The sequence below is a fragment of the Marinomonas arctica genome (genome assembly GCF_003259225.1).
Classification (GTDB): Bacteria; Pseudomonadota; Gammaproteobacteria; order Pseudomonadales; family Marinomonadaceae; genus Marinomonas; species Marinomonas arctica.
Window position 1 is genome coordinate 25,420 of sequence record NZ_QHJF01000039.1, and the last position, 15,626, is coordinate 41,045.

A 15,626-nucleotide genomic window follows, 5' to 3' on the forward strand; every position below is an offset into this window, starting at 1 on the left:
CAACTATTAGTGAAATTTATGCTATTGATTTTAAAGAGAATTTTTATTTTTTTGCTTGCGATGTCAAAAAGGTTTACGATTTTTCCATTTACAGGTGTAAACGAGGTTTACGATTTTGACGCTTTCCTTGATGTTTGAAGTCGCCATGCTGGTGAACAGTGTATGTGGTGTATTGGTCGCCGTTTGGTTATTGTGGCGGGCACGAAAGCAAAGTGACCTACAAGCGTTGGCAGGCTTTGCTATCATGATGGCTATTTGGTGTTTTGGGCATGTGGTTTTATTTCAAGGCTATGAGCAAATTGGTATTCATATCATTCTTGCTAACCCATTAATGCCGACCTTCTTCTTGCACTTTGCGATTCGTTTTGTGAACTCTGGCTCAGTGAAAGAACCGATGCTAGAGCGCTTATATCAAGTGGTGCCTTGGTTTTACCTGACCAGTTTCGTAGTGGTTTTACAGAGCTGGTGGATTGGTGCCGGCGATGCGATTAGCACCTTAGAGACACGTTCATTTTTCATTTTTACCGAAGCGGGGGCTTGGAATCTCGCCTACACCGTGTTGATTGGCATCTTGGCTCATGGTGTACTGCTGTTTGGTTGGTATCGGCATTCTGGTAACAAGAAACGCTCCATTTTGGCCATGTTCGGTGTTGGTGCTTGGGGCTTATTGTTGGCGACCAGTTTTGTGTTTCCCTCCTTTGGTATCAGTTGGTTTCCTTACCCTATGTTGCTGCTGCCAACTTATTTATTGTTGTTGGTTTACGCGGTGGTGCGCTACCAGATTTTATCGGTTAATGCGTTTGCCAATCGAGCCTTGCTTTGGGTGGCCATGATGCTGGTGATTCTCTGTGTCATCGCGGTGATCAGTGTGGTGTCTGGTCGCCTTGGTTTGCAGGCGTTAGCCAATGTGCCAGGTTGGCAGTTGTGGCTGTATTCCTTGTTGATCTTGGTTGTCGCCGCGGTCATTTATCAGCCGTTGAGTCGCTTGGTATCGCGGCTTATTTATCCCGGTGCGTCATTGAACGAAGCGGTATTGGATACCTGGTCAACGCAATTAAAAGAGGCGCATGATTGGCCGCAATTGACCACCATTGGTGAGCGTTTACTTTCTCTGCAGATAAGACGCAGTGTGGCGATTCAGTTGCAACGGACTGCTTACCCAATGAAAGAGCAAGATGATGTTTTAGCAATACGAGTGTCTCGATCCGAGTCGGATTGGCACTTTGTTTTGATCGGTTGGGAGGATGCCAGCCCTGGGATGCGTTTGACAGCGGAGGTGTTTGCCTCTTTATTTTCGACCAGCTGTGGCTTGCTTGAGCGGTCGTTGGCCTTAGCGGTGGCGGAACGAAAACGCATGGATGAACAGCACTTGGTCGAACTGGGCAGTTTATCTGCGGCCATGGCCCACGAGTTACGTAATCCTTTGAACATTATTTCCATGGCGGCCTATGACGCGCCAGCTGAAACGCGTCAGCATATTCAGACTCAGCTAAAACGCGCGGATCGGTTAGTGAGCGATATGTTGGTCTATTCCGGTGGCTTGACGTTGCAAGTCGTTGTCACGCCTTTACGCTCTTTAATAGCGAGTATTCTGGCGCAAGCTCAGCTAGAGGGTATGGCGTTTGAGCTTGATATCGATGAAGCGATTGAGTTGGATGCTGACCCGCAACGACTCCAACAGGTGTTTATTAATCTCATCGATAATGCCGTGTCTTTTTTGCGCAATATGCCAGAGGGCAAGTTATCCATTGAAGCCAAAGAAGAAGATCAGCAGATCGTTATCCAAGTGCATAATAATGGGCCAGCCATCGACCCAAGCCTGCAAGGTGAGGCCTTGTTCCAGCCCTTTGTCACCAAGCGAGCGGGTGGCAGTGGTCTTGGCTTAGCGATTGTGCGTCGTATTGTTGATGCCCATGGAGGAAAAATTAGACACCGTTCTGATTCGGCTTGGCCGGTGACCTTCGAGCTTATTTTGCCTCGCCACTTTTCTGGCGTTGCGATTTCAAACAGAGAATTCCATGACACAAAATAAAATATTACTGATTGACGATGAACCCGCGTTTCGTGAATTGGCGAGCCGTTGGTTGGCGAAGCAAGATTACCATGTTAAAACCGCGGGTAGCTTAGACGACGCCCGAGGTGCATTGGCATCGTTTGATGCGGATTTGGTGCTATTAGACTTGTCTATGCCACCGCATTTTGATCCGCAAGTGACTTTGGATGCGATGGACGATTTTGCGGGTCGTCCGGTGATTATTATTACCGGCCACGCGGATCGGGATTTGGCTCTAAAAGCCATTGAACTTGGCGCATGGGACTTTATTGCCAAGCCCATTGATCCTGATATGTTGGCGGTGGTGGTGCGTCGAGCGATCACCAAAACCACCTTAGAGCGAGAGCTGACTCAGCTCAAGCAAGCCAGTCATTCGCCTCAAGGCGCGTCGGCTTACATTGGCCATTCGGTCAGTTCACAAAAGGTCAGGGCGCTGGTGGAGCGCATTGCACCAACCGACGTGCGGGTGTTGGTCACGGGGCCATCGGGTACGGGGAAAGAAGTGATTTCACGCACCTTACATGACTTGAGTCATCGCGCGGACAAGCCGTTTGTTTCGGTGCATTGCGGCGCGATTCCGGCGGATTTATTAGAAAGCGAACTGTTCGGTTACGTGAAAGGCGCGTTTACTGGGGCGGAAAAAGACAAAATTGGCCTATTGAGTTTGGCTGATGGCGGTACCTTGTTCTTGGATGAAATTGGTGAAATGCCGTTGGCGATGCAAGTGAAATTACTACGAGTGCTGCAAGAAGGTACCTTCTTCCCTGTTGGCGGGCGAGAGCAGAAATACATCGATATTCGTGTGATTTCCGCGACCAACGCTGACTTACTTGAGAAAGTCCGAGAAGGCGGCTTCCGAGAGGACCTGTATTACCGAATCAAAGGCGTCAACATTGAAACTCAAGCGCTAGCGGAGCGGCTAGAAGATGTCCCCGTACTGCTACAGTCATTTTTACAGCGTTTGCAGAACCAGCAATTCAAGTCACTACAACTCAGTCCTGAAGCCGTGCAATGGTTTCGAGATCAGTCATGGCCAGGCAATGTTCGAGAGTTGAAAAACGCCCTAGAAAGCGTCGCGTCTATTTGCTCACAAAATCGCATCACCATGGAAGATATCCAGCTGTTATATCCAAGTAGTGAGTCTGTTCGTCAAACCATGGCAAGCTTACCAACGAGCGACGCCTCATTAGATGAACAAGTCCGCGACCTTGAGATTCGACTGATTAACCAAGCCTTAGAAAAAAGCCAAGGCAACCGCACCCAAGCCGCCAAACAACTGGGTATTTCACGACAAGGGCTGATTAAGAAAATAGAGCGATATGGGTTGTAGAACGAGCTTAATCGTTTTACATAGATTCTTTGATTAAGGTCAGTATTTTTTAATCATTTTGTTACTTTCAGTGTAAAAATTGTTTTGTTTTTGTCATTAACTGCGGTGTAGTATCTGACGATAACTTTACAATAAAAAACATAATAAGGATGTTATTATGAAGTGGCAAAGTCTATCCGTTAGAAGTCGCATGTTCTCTGTTCTTGCAGTGTTGCTGGTTGCCAGTACGGTGGTCTCAGTAAGTACTCAAGCACTTTCCACGCTAGATACAGAGTTAGAACAGTTAAAAAAAGAAGTATTACCCACCCATCTAAGTAATCTAGCCTCACAAATCAGTAATGAAATTACCCCCTTAATTACCGCCTCTCATCTCATGACAAACGACAATTTTGTTGAAGACTGGGTTCGCAAAGGCGCAGCGGATAATCAGATTTCATTTATAGAAGCTAAGCTGAAATCCGTGAAAGACATCGCGGGCAGTGACTCGACCTTTTATGTTTTAAATGGCCCAAATGGTTTGGAATATTTTGGCTATGAGAAAAACTTTTTTAGAACGCTGCTACCAGATTATCCTTATAAAGAGTTCTATCCGAATTTTTTGGCCACAGGCCATGATTATGAGTTGAATTTACAGTATGAAAATCAAATACTGTTTATTAACTATCGTAGCAATGCAGTGGATCTAAATACCAATAAACCCTATTCAGTCGCTGGGCTTGGAATTAAAGCGGACAAGCTGATTAATATGGTTCAGAAGCTCAAGGTAGGTCCGCAGGGACGCGCTATGTTGGTAACAAGCAATGGTGTGATTCAAGCAAAAGGTGATTCTTCCTTTATGGATAGGATCGAGAAAAGTCATATTTCTAGTTTGTTGAATAACAAAAGCGACCTAGTTATTGATGATGTGATGATTAACGAACAGGTTTATTATCTGGGGTCATTATGGGTACCAGTATTAGATAGGTTTATTATGCTCGTGGTGCCGAAACAGCAGATCATGGCACCGATTTATAAACAGCTCCAGAAGGCGTTTCTCTACTCTGTTGTCTTTATTTTGATTTCACTGCTCATTCTTCATTTTGTGATTGGCTCTTTGACTCGTCCTATTGTGGCGATTGGTAAGGACGTTCGTTATGTGTCTGATAATTTAGATCTTAATTATCAGATCAAGAGTTCTGATAAAGCGGAAATTGGTGCTTTGGCTGGCGCAGTTAACTCCTTGTTGCGGACTTTAAAGGGCTCATTAATGGCGGTGAACGATGCTGTTAAAACGACAGATGGTGCAATTGAAGGTTTGAACCAGCAAGTTGATGAGCTTTCTAAAGCGTCGGAAGCAGAGAAACAGTCTATAGGACAAATTGCTTCTGCGACTCAGGATATTACTGAGCAGAGCGCTCAGGTCAAAGATTTGGCAACAAGAGCGGGAGAGTTGTCTGATCAAAGTAATGCGGAGCTTCAGCAGGCTAACAAAGAAGTTCAGAGTAGCTTGGTGTTTTTGCAAGCTTTAGAAGTCGATATGACGCAAAGTAAAACCAGCCTGACTGAGCTGAATGAAAATATAGAAAAGATTGTTTCCGTGTTGAACGTTATTAGTTCTATTTCTGAGCAGACTAATTTGCTTGCTCTAAATGCGGCCATAGAAGCGGCTCGTGCTGGCGAACATGGTCGAGGATTCGCTGTTGTGTCGGATGAAGTTCGCATGCTGTCTCAACGCACGAGCGAATCGACCAATGAGATACAGAGTATTATTTCACAGTTGCGAGCCGCATCGACTCAAGTTACCTCACAAATGGACGTGGCGTGTGAAAAAAGCATTCAGACGCTGGGCAGTCAAAAGCTGGTCTCCGAAAAAGTTATGGCCCTTGATGCTTTCTTGCAGCAATTGTTTGAGATGAATGAACAGGTGGCTGAGCGGGCCGGCATCCAAAATGCGTCGGTTGCAGACATTAATCAGCATTTATCCATGTTGGCCGCGCAAAGTGAACAGACCGTCGAATTATTTCATCAAAGCCGAGCGGCAACCAATGCCATTGGCGAAGAGATGAGACACCTAAAAGACAAAGTCGAGCTGTTCAAAGTGACTTGATGCAAGCTAATGATCGGAATCAAGCCTAGTTGATTATTAGGCTTGATTTTATGGGCTTTAATAAGAGCAGATTAATATCAGTTGTCTGTTACCTCACACGAAATAATTCCATCCTGAACTCTTACCGAAATAGCGTCGCCTTTTTCAACGTCCTTAATGGAGCGAATCACTTGCTTGTCTTTGGAGGCAATGGCGTAGCCTCTAGCTAAGGTATTCAGTGGGCTGACGAGGTTTAACTTGTCGATGATACGAGCAAAGGCGGTTTGCTTGTTGGTCAAGGTGTTATTGAGCGCACGAGCAAGGCGAGCGTCGATGTCTTTGAGCTTTTGTCTGTCCTGATCGATACGGCGAGTCGGGCTGTTTCTTTCAAGTCGATGGGCCAAATTCGCGGTTTGGGCTTGTTTCTCCAACACCTTGCGCTGCATGCTTTGTTGCAAACGGCGTTTGAGTTGTTCAAGTTGATTCTGTTGTTGCTCTATTCGCTCTTTTGGGTGGCGAATACGTTTGGTCATGAAGTCGAGCTGTTGTTGGCATTGTTCGAGAATGCGTGACATACGTCGAACCAGTTGTTTCTCTTGTTGCTCTATTTGTCGAATTAATTGATGGCGATCGGGGCTTAATAATTCCGCTGCCGCCGTTGGTGTGGCAGCGCGGACATCAGCGACAAAATCCGCAATGGTGAAGTCTGTCTCATGACCCACAGCCGACACAATCGGCGTGTTGGCGGCAAAGATAGCACGCGCCAATGTTTCGTCATTGAAGCTCCATAAATCTTCCAATGAACCGCCACCGCGACCGAGAATAATGGCGTCAAAGTGGCCGCTGCCATCGGCTCGCTGTAATTGTCTTAGAATGTTTTTGGCGGCATCTTGGCCTTGTACTAAAGAGGGCAGGATGGTTAGCTCAGTTAACGGAAAACGACGACGAAAGGCGATAATCATATCGCGAACCGCAGCGCCAACCGGTGAGGTGATAATGGCAACACGCTCAGGCTTGGTGGGCAGTGGTTTTTTGTGTTCAGGTGCGAACAGGCCTTCGGCTTGTAAGCTGTTTTTTAATCGCTCAAACGCTTGTTGTAATGCGCCTTCACCCGCAGACTCCATGCCTTCAACACTGAGCTGACAGTCACCTCGTGGGCCATAAAAGGTGACGCGCGCGCGTAAGCGAACCATGTCGCCATCTTTGGGCTTGAAGCGTACCGCGGCATTTTTGCCTTTGAACATGGCGCAGCGAATTTGCGCTTTGTCATCCTTGAGGGAAAAGTACCAATGACCCGAGCTTGGTTTGGCGAGATTGGAAATTTCTCCTTCTACCAGAATCCACGGTAAGCTTGCTTCAAGTAACTGTTGTATCTGTCTATTTAGCTGTGAGACGGTAAAAGCCGTTTCTTGTGAAGCCGAAGTTGTAAAATTTTTCATCAATCTCTCGTGGTTTTGATTTACCGAGTGCAACTATTGGAGTAGAATTACTTGCCATCTTAACACCCTTGTTGGCATTGGAAACTCCCCATTATGTTACGAATCGTGCAAGAAGCTTTAACGTTTGACGACGTATTGCTCATCCCCGGCTATTCCGAAGTTCTTCCTAAGGATGTTAGCCTCAAAACGAAAATCACTAAAGACATTGAGCTGAATATTCCGCTTATTTCTTCGGCGATGGATACTGTTACTGAACATCGCATGGCGATTGCTCTGGCTCAAGAAGGTGGCATAGGCATTGTGCACAAAAACTTGACCATTGAAGAGCAAGCTCGTGAAGTGCGTCGTGTGAAAAAATTCGAAAGCGGCATCGTCCGTGATCTTGTTACCATCAATCCAGAAGCGAGCGTTAAAGAGCTAATGGAATTGACAGCAGCGAATAGCATCTCAAGTGTACCTGTTGTTCAAGGTTCAGACTTGGTTGGTATCGTAACGAGTCGTGATGTGCGCTTTGTCAAAGATTACGACAAAAAAGTCGCTGACATTATGACACCAAAAGATCGCCTTGTTACTGCGCTTGAAGGGGCATCTTCTGGCTCCATCCGCAAATTGTTGCATGAAAATCGCATTGAAAAAGTGTTGATTGTGAATGAGCAATTTGAATTACGTGGTATGGTAACGGTAACGGATTTCAACAAAGCCACCACCTTCCCGAACGCTTGTAAAGATGATCAAGGTCGTTTGCGTGTTGGTGCTGCTGTTGGTACGGGTGCGGATACTGCGGATCGCGTAAAAGCCTTGTCTGATGCGGGTGTCGACATTATCGTGGTTGATACAGCTCATGGTCATTCTAAAGGGGTTATTGATCGCGTTCGTTGGGTAAAAGAAAACTTCCCTCATATTCAAGTGATCGGTGGCAACATTGCGACAGCCGAAGCGGCAATCGCCCTTGCTGACGCTGGTGCGGATGGCGTGAAAGTCGGTATCGGTCCAGGCTCTATCTGTACCACTCGTATTGTTACAGGTGTGGGTGTTCCGCAAATTAGTGCGGTGGCGAATGTGGCTGAGGTGATGAACCCACGTGGTATTCCTGTTATCGCCGATGGCGGTGTGCGTTTTTCTGGCGACATTAGTAAAGCCATTGCAGCAGGCGCCAGTGTTATTATGGTTGGCGGTATTCTTGCTGGTACGGACGAGGCTCCAGGTGAGGTTGTTTTGTTCCAAGGTCGTTCTTTTAAGGCGTACCGTGGTATGGGCTCGCTTGGTGCGATGTCTCAATCTCAGGGTTCAAGCGATCGCTATTTCCAAGATTCAAGCAGCGTTGAGAAGCTTGTACCGGAAGGGATTGAAGGTCGCGTTCCTTCTAAAGGTCCGATGGCTGCGGTTGTTCATCAGTTGATGGGCGGAGTTCGCTCTTCAATGGGCTACACCGGCTCACCAGATATTGAGACAATGCGTACTAAAGCGCAGTTCTCAAAAATTACAGGCGCAGGTATTCGTGAAAGTCATGTTCATGATGTAACGATTACAAAAGAAGCGCCAAATTATCACGTGGGTTAATCGCGAGATAATTTGACACTGAGATGGGGCGTACAACACGCCCCATCTTTATTTATCGCTCCAATTACTTATTAATTACGTCTGTCGCGAAGTATTTGATTCTTTATTGGCAGAGTGAAAGGAATGGCTAACAATGTCGCAAGATATCCACGCTCATAAAATTCTTATTCTTGATTTCGGTTCTCAGTACACTCAGCTGATTGCGCGTCGCGTTCGTGAAATCGGTGTTTACTGTGAAGTTCGTGCTTTTGATATGGAAGATCAAGAGGTTATCGACTTCAACCCAAAAGGTATCATTCTTGCTGGTGGTCCTGAATCGGTTCCGGAACCGGGTTCTCCACGAGCTCCAGAAGCTGTGTTTACCATGGGCGTACCGGTATTTGGGATTTGTTACGGTATGCAAACCATGGCTGAGCAGTTGGGCGGTAAAGTTCAAGGTTCAGACATTCGTGAGTTTGGTTACGCGCAAATTCGTAAGCACGCAGGTCCAGCGTTGTTTGATGGCATTCAAGACCACATTGCCAATAACGGTGTGGCTTTGTTGGATGTTTGGATGAGCCATGGTGACAAAGTGGTCACTATGCCTAAAGATTTCTCTTTGATGGCATCGACTGATAGTTGTCCTATTGCCGCCATGGCGAACGAAGCGAAGAAATTTTACGGTGTACAATTTCACCCAGAAGTAACGCATACGTTACAAGGTGGCCGCATTTTGTCTCGCTTTATCGTAGATATTTGTGGTTGTGACACCTTGTGGACACCTGCCAACATTGCTCAAGACGCTATTGAGCGTATGCAAGAGCAAGTTGGTGATCGTAAAGTGTTATTGGCACTTTCTGGTGGCGTGGATTCGTCTGTGGTTGCTGCGCTGTTGCATAAAGCGATTGGCGATCAATTGACATGTGTATTTGTAGACAATGGCTTGCTTCGTCTGAACGAAGGCGATCAAGTGATGAAGATGTTCGCCGACAACATGGGTGTGAAAGTTATCCGTGTTGATGCGGAAGACTTGTTCCTTGGTAAGCTGGCTGGTGAGTCGGACCCAGAGAAGAAGCGTAAGATTATTGGTAATACCTTTATCGACGTCTTTGATACAGAAGCTACTAAATTAACGGATGTAGACTTCCTTGCACAAGGAACTATCTACCCAGACGTGATCGAATCTGCAGCGTCTAAAACAGGTAAAGCGCACGTTATCAAATCTCACCACAACGTGGGTGGTCTTCCTGAAGACATGCAATTTCAGTTGGTAGAGCCACTTCGCGAATTGTTTAAAGACGAAGTGCGTAAGCTAGGTCTAGAGCTAGGTCTTCCTTACGACATGGTTTACCGTCATCCGTTCCCAGGACCCGGTCTTGGTGTGCGTATCTTGGGTGAAGTGAAAAAAGAATACGCTGACATTCTTCGTCGTGCGGATGCTATCTTCATCGAAGAGTTGCGTAAATCTGGTTGGTATGACAAAACAAGCCAAGCTTTTGCCGTTTTCTTGCCGGTTAAATCGGTTGGCGTAGTGGGTGATGGCCGTCGTTACGAATACGTCGTTGCACTTCGTGCCGTTGAAACCATCGATTTCATGACAGCGCGTTGGGCTCACCTTCCTTACGAATTGCTAGAAACCGTATCTGGTCGCATCATCAACGAAATCGAACACATTTCTCGTGTGACTTACGATGTATCGTCTAAGCCACCGGCGACGATTGAGTGGGAATGATTCAGCTAATTACGCTTTAACTGGATAAATAGAAACACTTAAAAACCCGCTTCATTTGAAGCGGGTTTTTTGTTGTCTAACGGCCAAATCATTTGGCATTGTCTAGCCGCTTCAAGCACGGTTTGACCGTAGTATTTAGGTATGACAGTTAACGAGCCTGAGTAAAAGGTTTAGCTCTCATTAGAGCAGTGCGTTATGTCGCTGATTTGGTCAATAACGCCCATTTCTATCATAAAGAGCGTCTTTTCGTCTTAGGAATTACCAGTTAGTATGATTGGTCTAAGTAAATATCAAGGTTTTTAATATATTCTTCAGCTCTTCTGTGGCTGAAGTTGTGAGCAGGGAGTTCCGTAAGTCGCAATGAGTCAAATTACATTCAAAAACAAACAAACAGGGAAGAGTGTTACACTTGATTTTAACCTTAAAATACTGAAATCCGCTGGGCGCGAAGTGTTTATCCAGGATAGCGCAGTATATAGTCTCCTCCATCGGCTTTTCACGCTTCAAGCAACTTTGTTGAGCTATAGCGATATTGGATGTATTGTCAAAGATCAGAAATCATCTTTCCACATGGAAGACAGTCCAGACAGCATTATCGCTAACAAATACGTGTTCAAAGCACGGACAGTGTTGAAGAATGTCATGATCGAGGATTTTATCATGACAGTACGTGGACTGGGTTATAAAGTCTCCCCAAAATGGTTGTTTTTCGTCGAAGAACAAGTGGACGAAGAAAGTAAAAATGCTTTTATCGAGGAAATCACCGCTATAATTGAAGACTGCATTACCTATAGCGAGTCGGCAGATATCACGCAAGATAAAAGTGGGTTGTCGTTCATCAAACCAGATCAAGATGTAGTGATGAGGCATTTCCGAAGAATGAACGATTGCTATCACGCTTTTCTTAGTCGTTATTCCTCTCCGGGTAACAGTATAGAATTGTTCGAGCTCAGAGAGAAAATCACGAAAGTCCTGCTCTATGCGCTTTACTGGCGCGTGGGAGATAGTCTGACCGACGATAAATTCCGGTCAGACTACAAAAATGAACTAAAACTCATCCTCAGGCAAATTAATCAAGCGGTCGCCCTGCTCAGTTAACTTATTTTGTTAATCTGGTGCATAAATCACAGGTTTAAACTGACTCATGTTAACGAAAGCTTGGTCGATGAGAGATTTGTTTTGGCTTGAACACGTCACGTAAGCACAGGAGTCAAGGTTCGAATAACAACCCTCATGGCGATCTCCAATTGATGATTCCTTAAGTGAATCAATAATGCGCGTTATCTCTTGCTCATCGTACTCGATGACGACCCCATCATTGGCTGTAATAGCTATAGGAAATTGGTGTATAAAAACATCAGCAACAGTTTGGGGGAGCTTTTCTAGTTCTCGTCCTGAAGCAATAACAATTAGGTCATAGTCATTGAAAAGCGGTATTGAGAAATGCATCTGGGTTAACTGCCTCGTTGAGAGAAATACCATGGCTTTGGTCATTTGATTTATTCCTTTCATTCATGCGTTTTCATATTGGCTTGATAAAGCATTACCAGTGCTATCAACAGTGTTAGGCTAATCTCCAGTGCTGAAAAATGCTGATTTTCTATCAATACCATAAACAGCAAACAGAGGATTGGTGTGAGTGGAGTGAACTTGGCTGTCATTTTTGCGCCAAGTGTCTTTATTGATTTTTGCATCAAAAACAAAGGTATGATGCTTCCCATAACAGCAATTAAACACAATAAGGCGAAGTCGTTAATGTTAATGTCGTGCTGAGGAATGGCAAACAGGCTGTAGATACCACATAGAATGATGACAAGGAAAAAGCGAATCGAGAGTATCTGTGAAGCAGAGATCCCCGTTTCTTTATGTAGGTTGGCGCTTTCTCTCATGTAGAATGCACCAAACAGCGTAGAAATGAGAGTGAGTACCAGACCAATGATTGTGTTATAGGTGCCAGCATCTGAAATCAAAAACGACACGGCGACGGCCAGAATAGTGGCAGTGATATTCGTAGACATCTCAAGACGGCCGACTTCCCTTCGGTTGAGAAGCTCATTGAAAAACGAAAGACCTGAGAAAAACACCATGATGTAGGCGATAGGGCTGATGTAGATGACAACATAAAACGCTAAGAGCGTGTTGACGAGCGTAGATAGATTGATTTTGAAAACCAGCTTCTTTTGGCTGGTCAGAATATCCCAAATTTCCTTCCTGCTTCTTACATTGATGATGAAAAAGAATGCGGCCGCCAGCCCATAGGTAATAAAAGTGGACACGATGGGGTCGACGCTTTTCGCTACCTTTGACATAAAGACAAAAGAGAGAGAAAAGAAGACGCAGAATGCGATGACTTCCTTGTATTTAAGTATGGTGATTCAACAATCCTATCTTGGTTTGGTAGGCAAACTTAGTGATATCAGAGACGATTTTACGTGCCTGAGTAACGGAAGAGCGAACGTAATTAGTGATTGGTATTTCACCTGTGGCTGGGCCGCCAATCACGTATATAGGTACGTGACAATCATATACAGCCCCATCATCAGCATCAGTGCACCTAAAATACGATCGATAAGATAAATATTGTTGTCAAATTTTTCCCGAATACTTGGAATGGTGACTATGAATATAAATGTCAGGTACCATGCCATTTGAACGGCAATTATAGAGATAATTACCAGCAACAATTTTTCTGTGCCCATTGATGGGGAAATGATGATTGAAAACAGAGATATGAAATAAATCGCCGCCTTGGGATTAAAAATATTCACGATCAATCCACTCCAGAACGCTGATGTTGGGACTGAGGCATTTTCTTTCGCACCTGAAGGGGTTGTCTCCTGAGAAAAAGATCCTTTTATGGACTTGTACCCAAGGAAAATCAGATAGCTACCACCAAAAATCCCAATGCCTTGGGTTAACCAAGCCGCATGTTTAAACGCGGCAGTTAAACCTGCGACGGAATAACTGATGTGGAACAATAGGCCGATACAAACTCCCATTCCGCAAACAATGCCAGCTTTTCGGCCTTGAAGCAGCGTTTTTTGAGTTACCACAACGAAGTCAGGACCCGGTGAAATAGAGGCCATCAAATGAATGGTCAGGATAGAGATCAAAGCAGTAGCGAAATCCATAATTAACCTCTGTGAATTGAGTAGCTGACTTTAATGCGATCTTTTTTGCGTTTTATACGAGTGACCTGAAGGCCCTCTAACTCAGAGGTGCTGGCCACATGAGTACCACCACAAGGAACCGGCGTAAATCCGTCGATGGCGATCATTCTGACTCTTGTACTTTGTGGAATGAAATGGCTTAGCAAGGGTCGGAGTGATTGCACTTCAGCCAAATCCAGCTCGATAGATTGAATTGGCCTTGGCGCTTGAGTAACCAGCTTATTAACTTGCTCATTAATCTGTGCCGTTGATAAGAGGTCGTTGGTTCGCTCGCTCTCAATTAATTCGATATATGAATCGCCAGGATAGTGATGACCTTTCGCAGGCGACAGGTTACTATTCATTTTCTCAATGATGTGGGAAATTAAATGTCCCGCAGTGTGTGATTTGGCATTAACCAAGCGACGTTGCATGTCGATTTTTTGCTTACACTGCATGCCGTTACACTCGAGAAGTGAAGGGTGTGATTCCAGCACATGGGCAATACCATCTTCTGTCGTTTCTACATGGTGAACAGGGTAAGCGATGCCGTTGATTATAAGGCTGCCAAGATCACAAGGTTGACCTCCTCCCTGAGGGTAGAAGACAGAGCTGTCACAATAAATGGCAAGAGAGTCATCCATTTCCACCATCTTGATGATAGTTGCCGTGTTTTCTTTTTGATATGTGTCAGAAAGGTACATAGGTGTAGTCATAGCATTAGCTCCAAATTTGAAGTGCTTTATTTTGATTCTCCAAACCAATAAAGCATGACCATGTTAGTCTGGAGCCCTGATTAATTTTCTCGACAGAGTGAATACGGGTAGGGTTGAATAAAATGAGCTCGCCTGCTTCTGGCGTGATTTTTAGGTAGCTACCGCTCAGCAATTCTTCCTTGACGCCATAACTGCCTTCAATACGTATCGCGTTGTATGCTTCTTTCGTCCTTGGCCATTCATGCCACAGGCGCAGCTCCCCACCTGGTTCAGAAGTAGTAACCTGGAACGCGAACTACATCGATGGTTCGGTCAAACAGACCATCTAAGTGCCACTTCTCAAGTTCATTGGTGATAATGGTGTTCTCTGACTGTTGGTAAGTGAGTACTGCTTCGAGATTGGATTGAGACATTTTATTACCTATCATTGCGTCATTGTTTTATTTGATTTGCATGTTAAGTAATAATTGGAAATGAATAAAATACAGATAAATCCAGAATAAATGGATAAAGTAGAAATATTCCGCGGTTGTCCTGAAAGATATTAAGAGTATAAAAATACTCAAGACTGATGATGGTATCTAATTGATATTCGGGTGGGAGTAACCCTATCTTATTAATAGTCTAATGAAACGGCTCTCTTTATAGTAAAGAGGGTCGTTTTTGTCTGTGTTGAATGTAGAAAAGTCTTGGAGCATTGTTGTGGAATTTCCAACCCCTTTAATAGAAGGAAGATTGCTAAAGCGTTATAAGCGCTTCTTGGCTGATATCGAATTGCCGAGCGGTGAGGTGGTCGTTGCCCATTGCCCGAATACCGGGTCAATGAAACGATGCCAGCAGGATGGGGCTCGTGTCTGGCTGTCTAAAAGTGATAATCTAAAACGTAAGCTAGCGTATACATGGGAGCTGGTGGAAGTCGATGAGCAATATCTGGCGTGTATCAATACTGGCTATCCGAACAAATTAGTTGGTGAGGCAATTGCCAATGGCGTAGTAAAAGAGCTTTCGGATTACACCGAACAAAAGGCCGAGGTGAAGTATGGCGAAAAAAGTCGTATCGATTGGTTGCTTACTGGTAGCGATAGTCGTAAGTGCTATGTGGAAGTCAAAAACGTTACCTTATTAGAAGACGATGGTTTGGGGTACTTTCCTGATGCGGTGACGGATCGAGGTCGCAAACATTTATATGAGCTGGTGAAGATGGTCGAAGAAGGGCATCGAGCCGTAATGTTCTTTTGTGTGAGCCATACTGGAATAAGTTCTGTTACGCCTGCTGCTCACATTGATAAAAAGTATGCGCAGGCTTTTGTTGAGGTGGTCGGGAAAGGGGTTGAGGTAATTGCCTATCAGGTTGAAATTGATTCTCAAGAGATGAAGGTAGTGCGCTCAGTTCCTGTGGTTCTGCCTGAATTAATAGATTCATGACCTTTAAGTTATCTCTATTTGGTTGCTTTATAACCAAAAAGAACGATTTTTGACGGTTTTATGAACGATTACGCTTTTATTTAAAATAAATTAAAAGAAAGTACGAAAAAGGGTTGCACAAAATCTGTAGATCCTTAATATACGCCCTCGCTGACACGGACAAGGCTTCAGAGCAACG

The 15,626-nt window shown here is 44.9% G+C and carries 13 protein-coding genes; 7 read left to right on the forward strand and 6 right to left on the reverse strand.

All coding sequences use genetic code 11. The features are described 5' to 3' along the window. Window positions 1-115 precede the first annotated feature (115 nt). From DK187_RS19255 to DK187_RS19265, 3 genes are all read left to right on the forward strand, one after another. Window positions 116-2,032: a sensor histidine kinase gene (locus tag DK187_RS19255; protein ID WP_223232254.1), complete on the forward strand. Its 1,917-nt coding sequence runs from the start codon at window positions 116-118 to the stop codon at window positions 2,030-2,032. Then, window positions 2,019-3,383, forward strand: coding sequence for a sigma-54-dependent transcriptional regulator (locus DK187_RS19260; protein WP_111608937.1), 1,365 nt, complete (start codon window positions 2,019-2,021; stop codon window positions 3,381-3,383). Before DK187_RS19255 ends, DK187_RS19260 begins: the two co-directional genes overlap by 14 nt. A gap of 157 nt (window positions 3,384-3,540) precedes the next feature. After that, window positions 3,541-5,469, forward strand: coding sequence for a methyl-accepting chemotaxis protein (locus DK187_RS19265; protein WP_111608938.1), 1,929 nt, complete (start codon window positions 3,541-3,543; stop codon window positions 5,467-5,469). Between the two features lie 77 nt (window positions 5,470-5,546). On the opposite strand, the gene xseA is transcribed toward DK187_RS19265, so the two are convergent. Beyond that, on the reverse strand, window positions 5,547-6,887 hold the full coding sequence (gene xseA, locus DK187_RS19270) for an exodeoxyribonuclease VII large subunit (RefSeq protein ID WP_111608939.1): 1,341 nt from the start codon (window positions 6,885-6,887) through the stop codon (window positions 5,547-5,549). Between the two features lie 93 nt (window positions 6,888-6,980). On the opposite strand from xseA, the gene guaB reads away from it, so the two are divergent. From guaB to DK187_RS19285, 3 genes are all read left to right on the forward strand, one after another. Further along, on the forward strand, window positions 6,981-8,447 hold the full coding sequence (guaB, locus tag DK187_RS19275) for an IMP dehydrogenase (protein WP_111608940.1): 1,467 nt from the start codon (window positions 6,981-6,983) through the stop codon (window positions 8,445-8,447). A gap of 133 nt (window positions 8,448-8,580) precedes the next feature. Beyond that, window positions 8,581-10,158 carry a glutamine-hydrolyzing GMP synthase gene (guaA, locus tag DK187_RS19280; RefSeq protein ID WP_111608941.1) on the forward strand — a complete coding sequence of 526 codons (1,578 nt, stop codon included), beginning with the start codon at window positions 8,581-8,583 and terminating at the stop codon, window positions 10,156-10,158. 360 nt (window positions 10,159-10,518) lie between these two features. Then, complete coding sequence (locus tag DK187_RS19285) at window positions 10,519-11,256, forward strand: hypothetical protein (RefSeq protein WP_111608942.1); 738 nt, start codon at window positions 10,519-10,521, stop codon at window positions 11,254-11,256. 9 nt (window positions 11,257-11,265) lie between these two features. Here DK187_RS19285 and DK187_RS21275 read toward each other — a convergent pair whose 3' ends face one another. From DK187_RS21275 to DK187_RS21285, 5 genes are all read right to left on the reverse strand, one after another. After that, the gene (locus tag DK187_RS21275) at window positions 11,266-11,652 is read right to left on the reverse strand and encodes a hypothetical protein (protein WP_188322933.1); all 387 of its coding nucleotides are present in this window, start codon (window positions 11,650-11,652) and stop codon (window positions 11,266-11,268) included. Window positions 11,653-11,666: 14 nt separating this feature from the next. After that, window positions 11,667-12,434, reverse strand: a complete 768-nt coding sequence (locus DK187_RS19295; protein ID WP_204355666.1) for a DMT family transporter — start codon at window positions 12,432-12,434, stop codon at window positions 11,667-11,669. Window positions 12,435-12,656: 222 nt separating this feature from the next. Beyond that, window positions 12,657-13,289, reverse strand: coding sequence for a LysE family translocator (locus DK187_RS19300; RefSeq protein ID WP_111608944.1), 633 nt, complete (start codon window positions 13,287-13,289; stop codon window positions 12,657-12,659). A gap of 2 nt (window positions 13,290-13,291) precedes the next feature. Then, complete coding sequence (locus tag DK187_RS19305) at window positions 13,292-14,023, reverse strand: alanyl-tRNA editing protein (protein WP_111608945.1); 732 nt, start codon at window positions 14,021-14,023, stop codon at window positions 13,292-13,294. A 269-nt stretch (window positions 14,024-14,292) separates the two neighbouring features. Beyond that, window positions 14,293-14,436, reverse strand: coding sequence for a hypothetical protein (locus tag DK187_RS21285; protein ID WP_204355667.1), 144 nt, complete (start codon window positions 14,434-14,436; stop codon window positions 14,293-14,295). A gap of 289 nt (window positions 14,437-14,725) precedes the next feature. On the opposite strand from DK187_RS21285, the gene sfsA reads away from it, so the two are divergent. Then, window positions 14,726-15,448: a DNA/RNA nuclease SfsA gene (gene sfsA / locus DK187_RS19315; RefSeq protein WP_111608948.1), complete on the forward strand. Its 723-nt coding sequence runs from the start codon at window positions 14,726-14,728 to the stop codon at window positions 15,446-15,448. Window positions 15,449-15,626 lie beyond the last annotated feature (178 nt).

Bases quoted from the DNA above. Each gene is read 5' to 3' on its own strand.
- guaA (WP_111608941.1), top strand. From the start codon at position 8,581: ATGTCGCAAGATATCCACGCTCATAAAATTCTTATTCTTGATTTCGGT.
- DK187_RS19265 (WP_111608938.1), top strand. From the start codon at position 3,541: ATGAAGTGGCAAAGTCTATCCGTTAGAAGTCGCATGTTCTCTGTTCTT.
- DK187_RS19305 (WP_111608945.1), bottom strand. From the start codon at position 14,023: ATGACTACACCTATGTACCTTTCTGACACATATCAAAAAGAAAACACG.
- guaB (WP_111608940.1), top strand. From the start codon at position 6,981: ATGTTACGAATCGTGCAAGAAGCTTTAACGTTTGACGACGTATTGCTC.
- DK187_RS19300 (WP_111608944.1), bottom strand. From the start codon at position 13,289: ATGGATTTCGCTACTGCTTTGATCTCTATCCTGACCATTCATTTGATG.
- DK187_RS21285 (WP_204355667.1), bottom strand. From the start codon at position 14,436: ATGTCTCAATCCAATCTCGAAGCAGTACTCACTTACCAACAGTCAGAG.
- DK187_RS19285 (WP_111608942.1), top strand. From the start codon at position 10,519: ATGAGTCAAATTACATTCAAAAACAAACAAACAGGGAAGAGTGTTACA.
- xseA (WP_111608939.1), bottom strand. From the start codon at position 6,887: ATGAAAAATTTTACAACTTCGGCTTCACAAGAAACGGCTTTTACCGTC.
- DK187_RS21275 (WP_188322933.1), bottom strand. From the start codon at position 11,652: ATGACCAAAGCCATGGTATTTCTCTCAACGAGGCAGTTAACCCAGATG.
- DK187_RS19260 (WP_111608937.1), top strand. From the start codon at position 2,019: ATGACACAAAATAAAATATTACTGATTGACGATGAACCCGCGTTTCGT.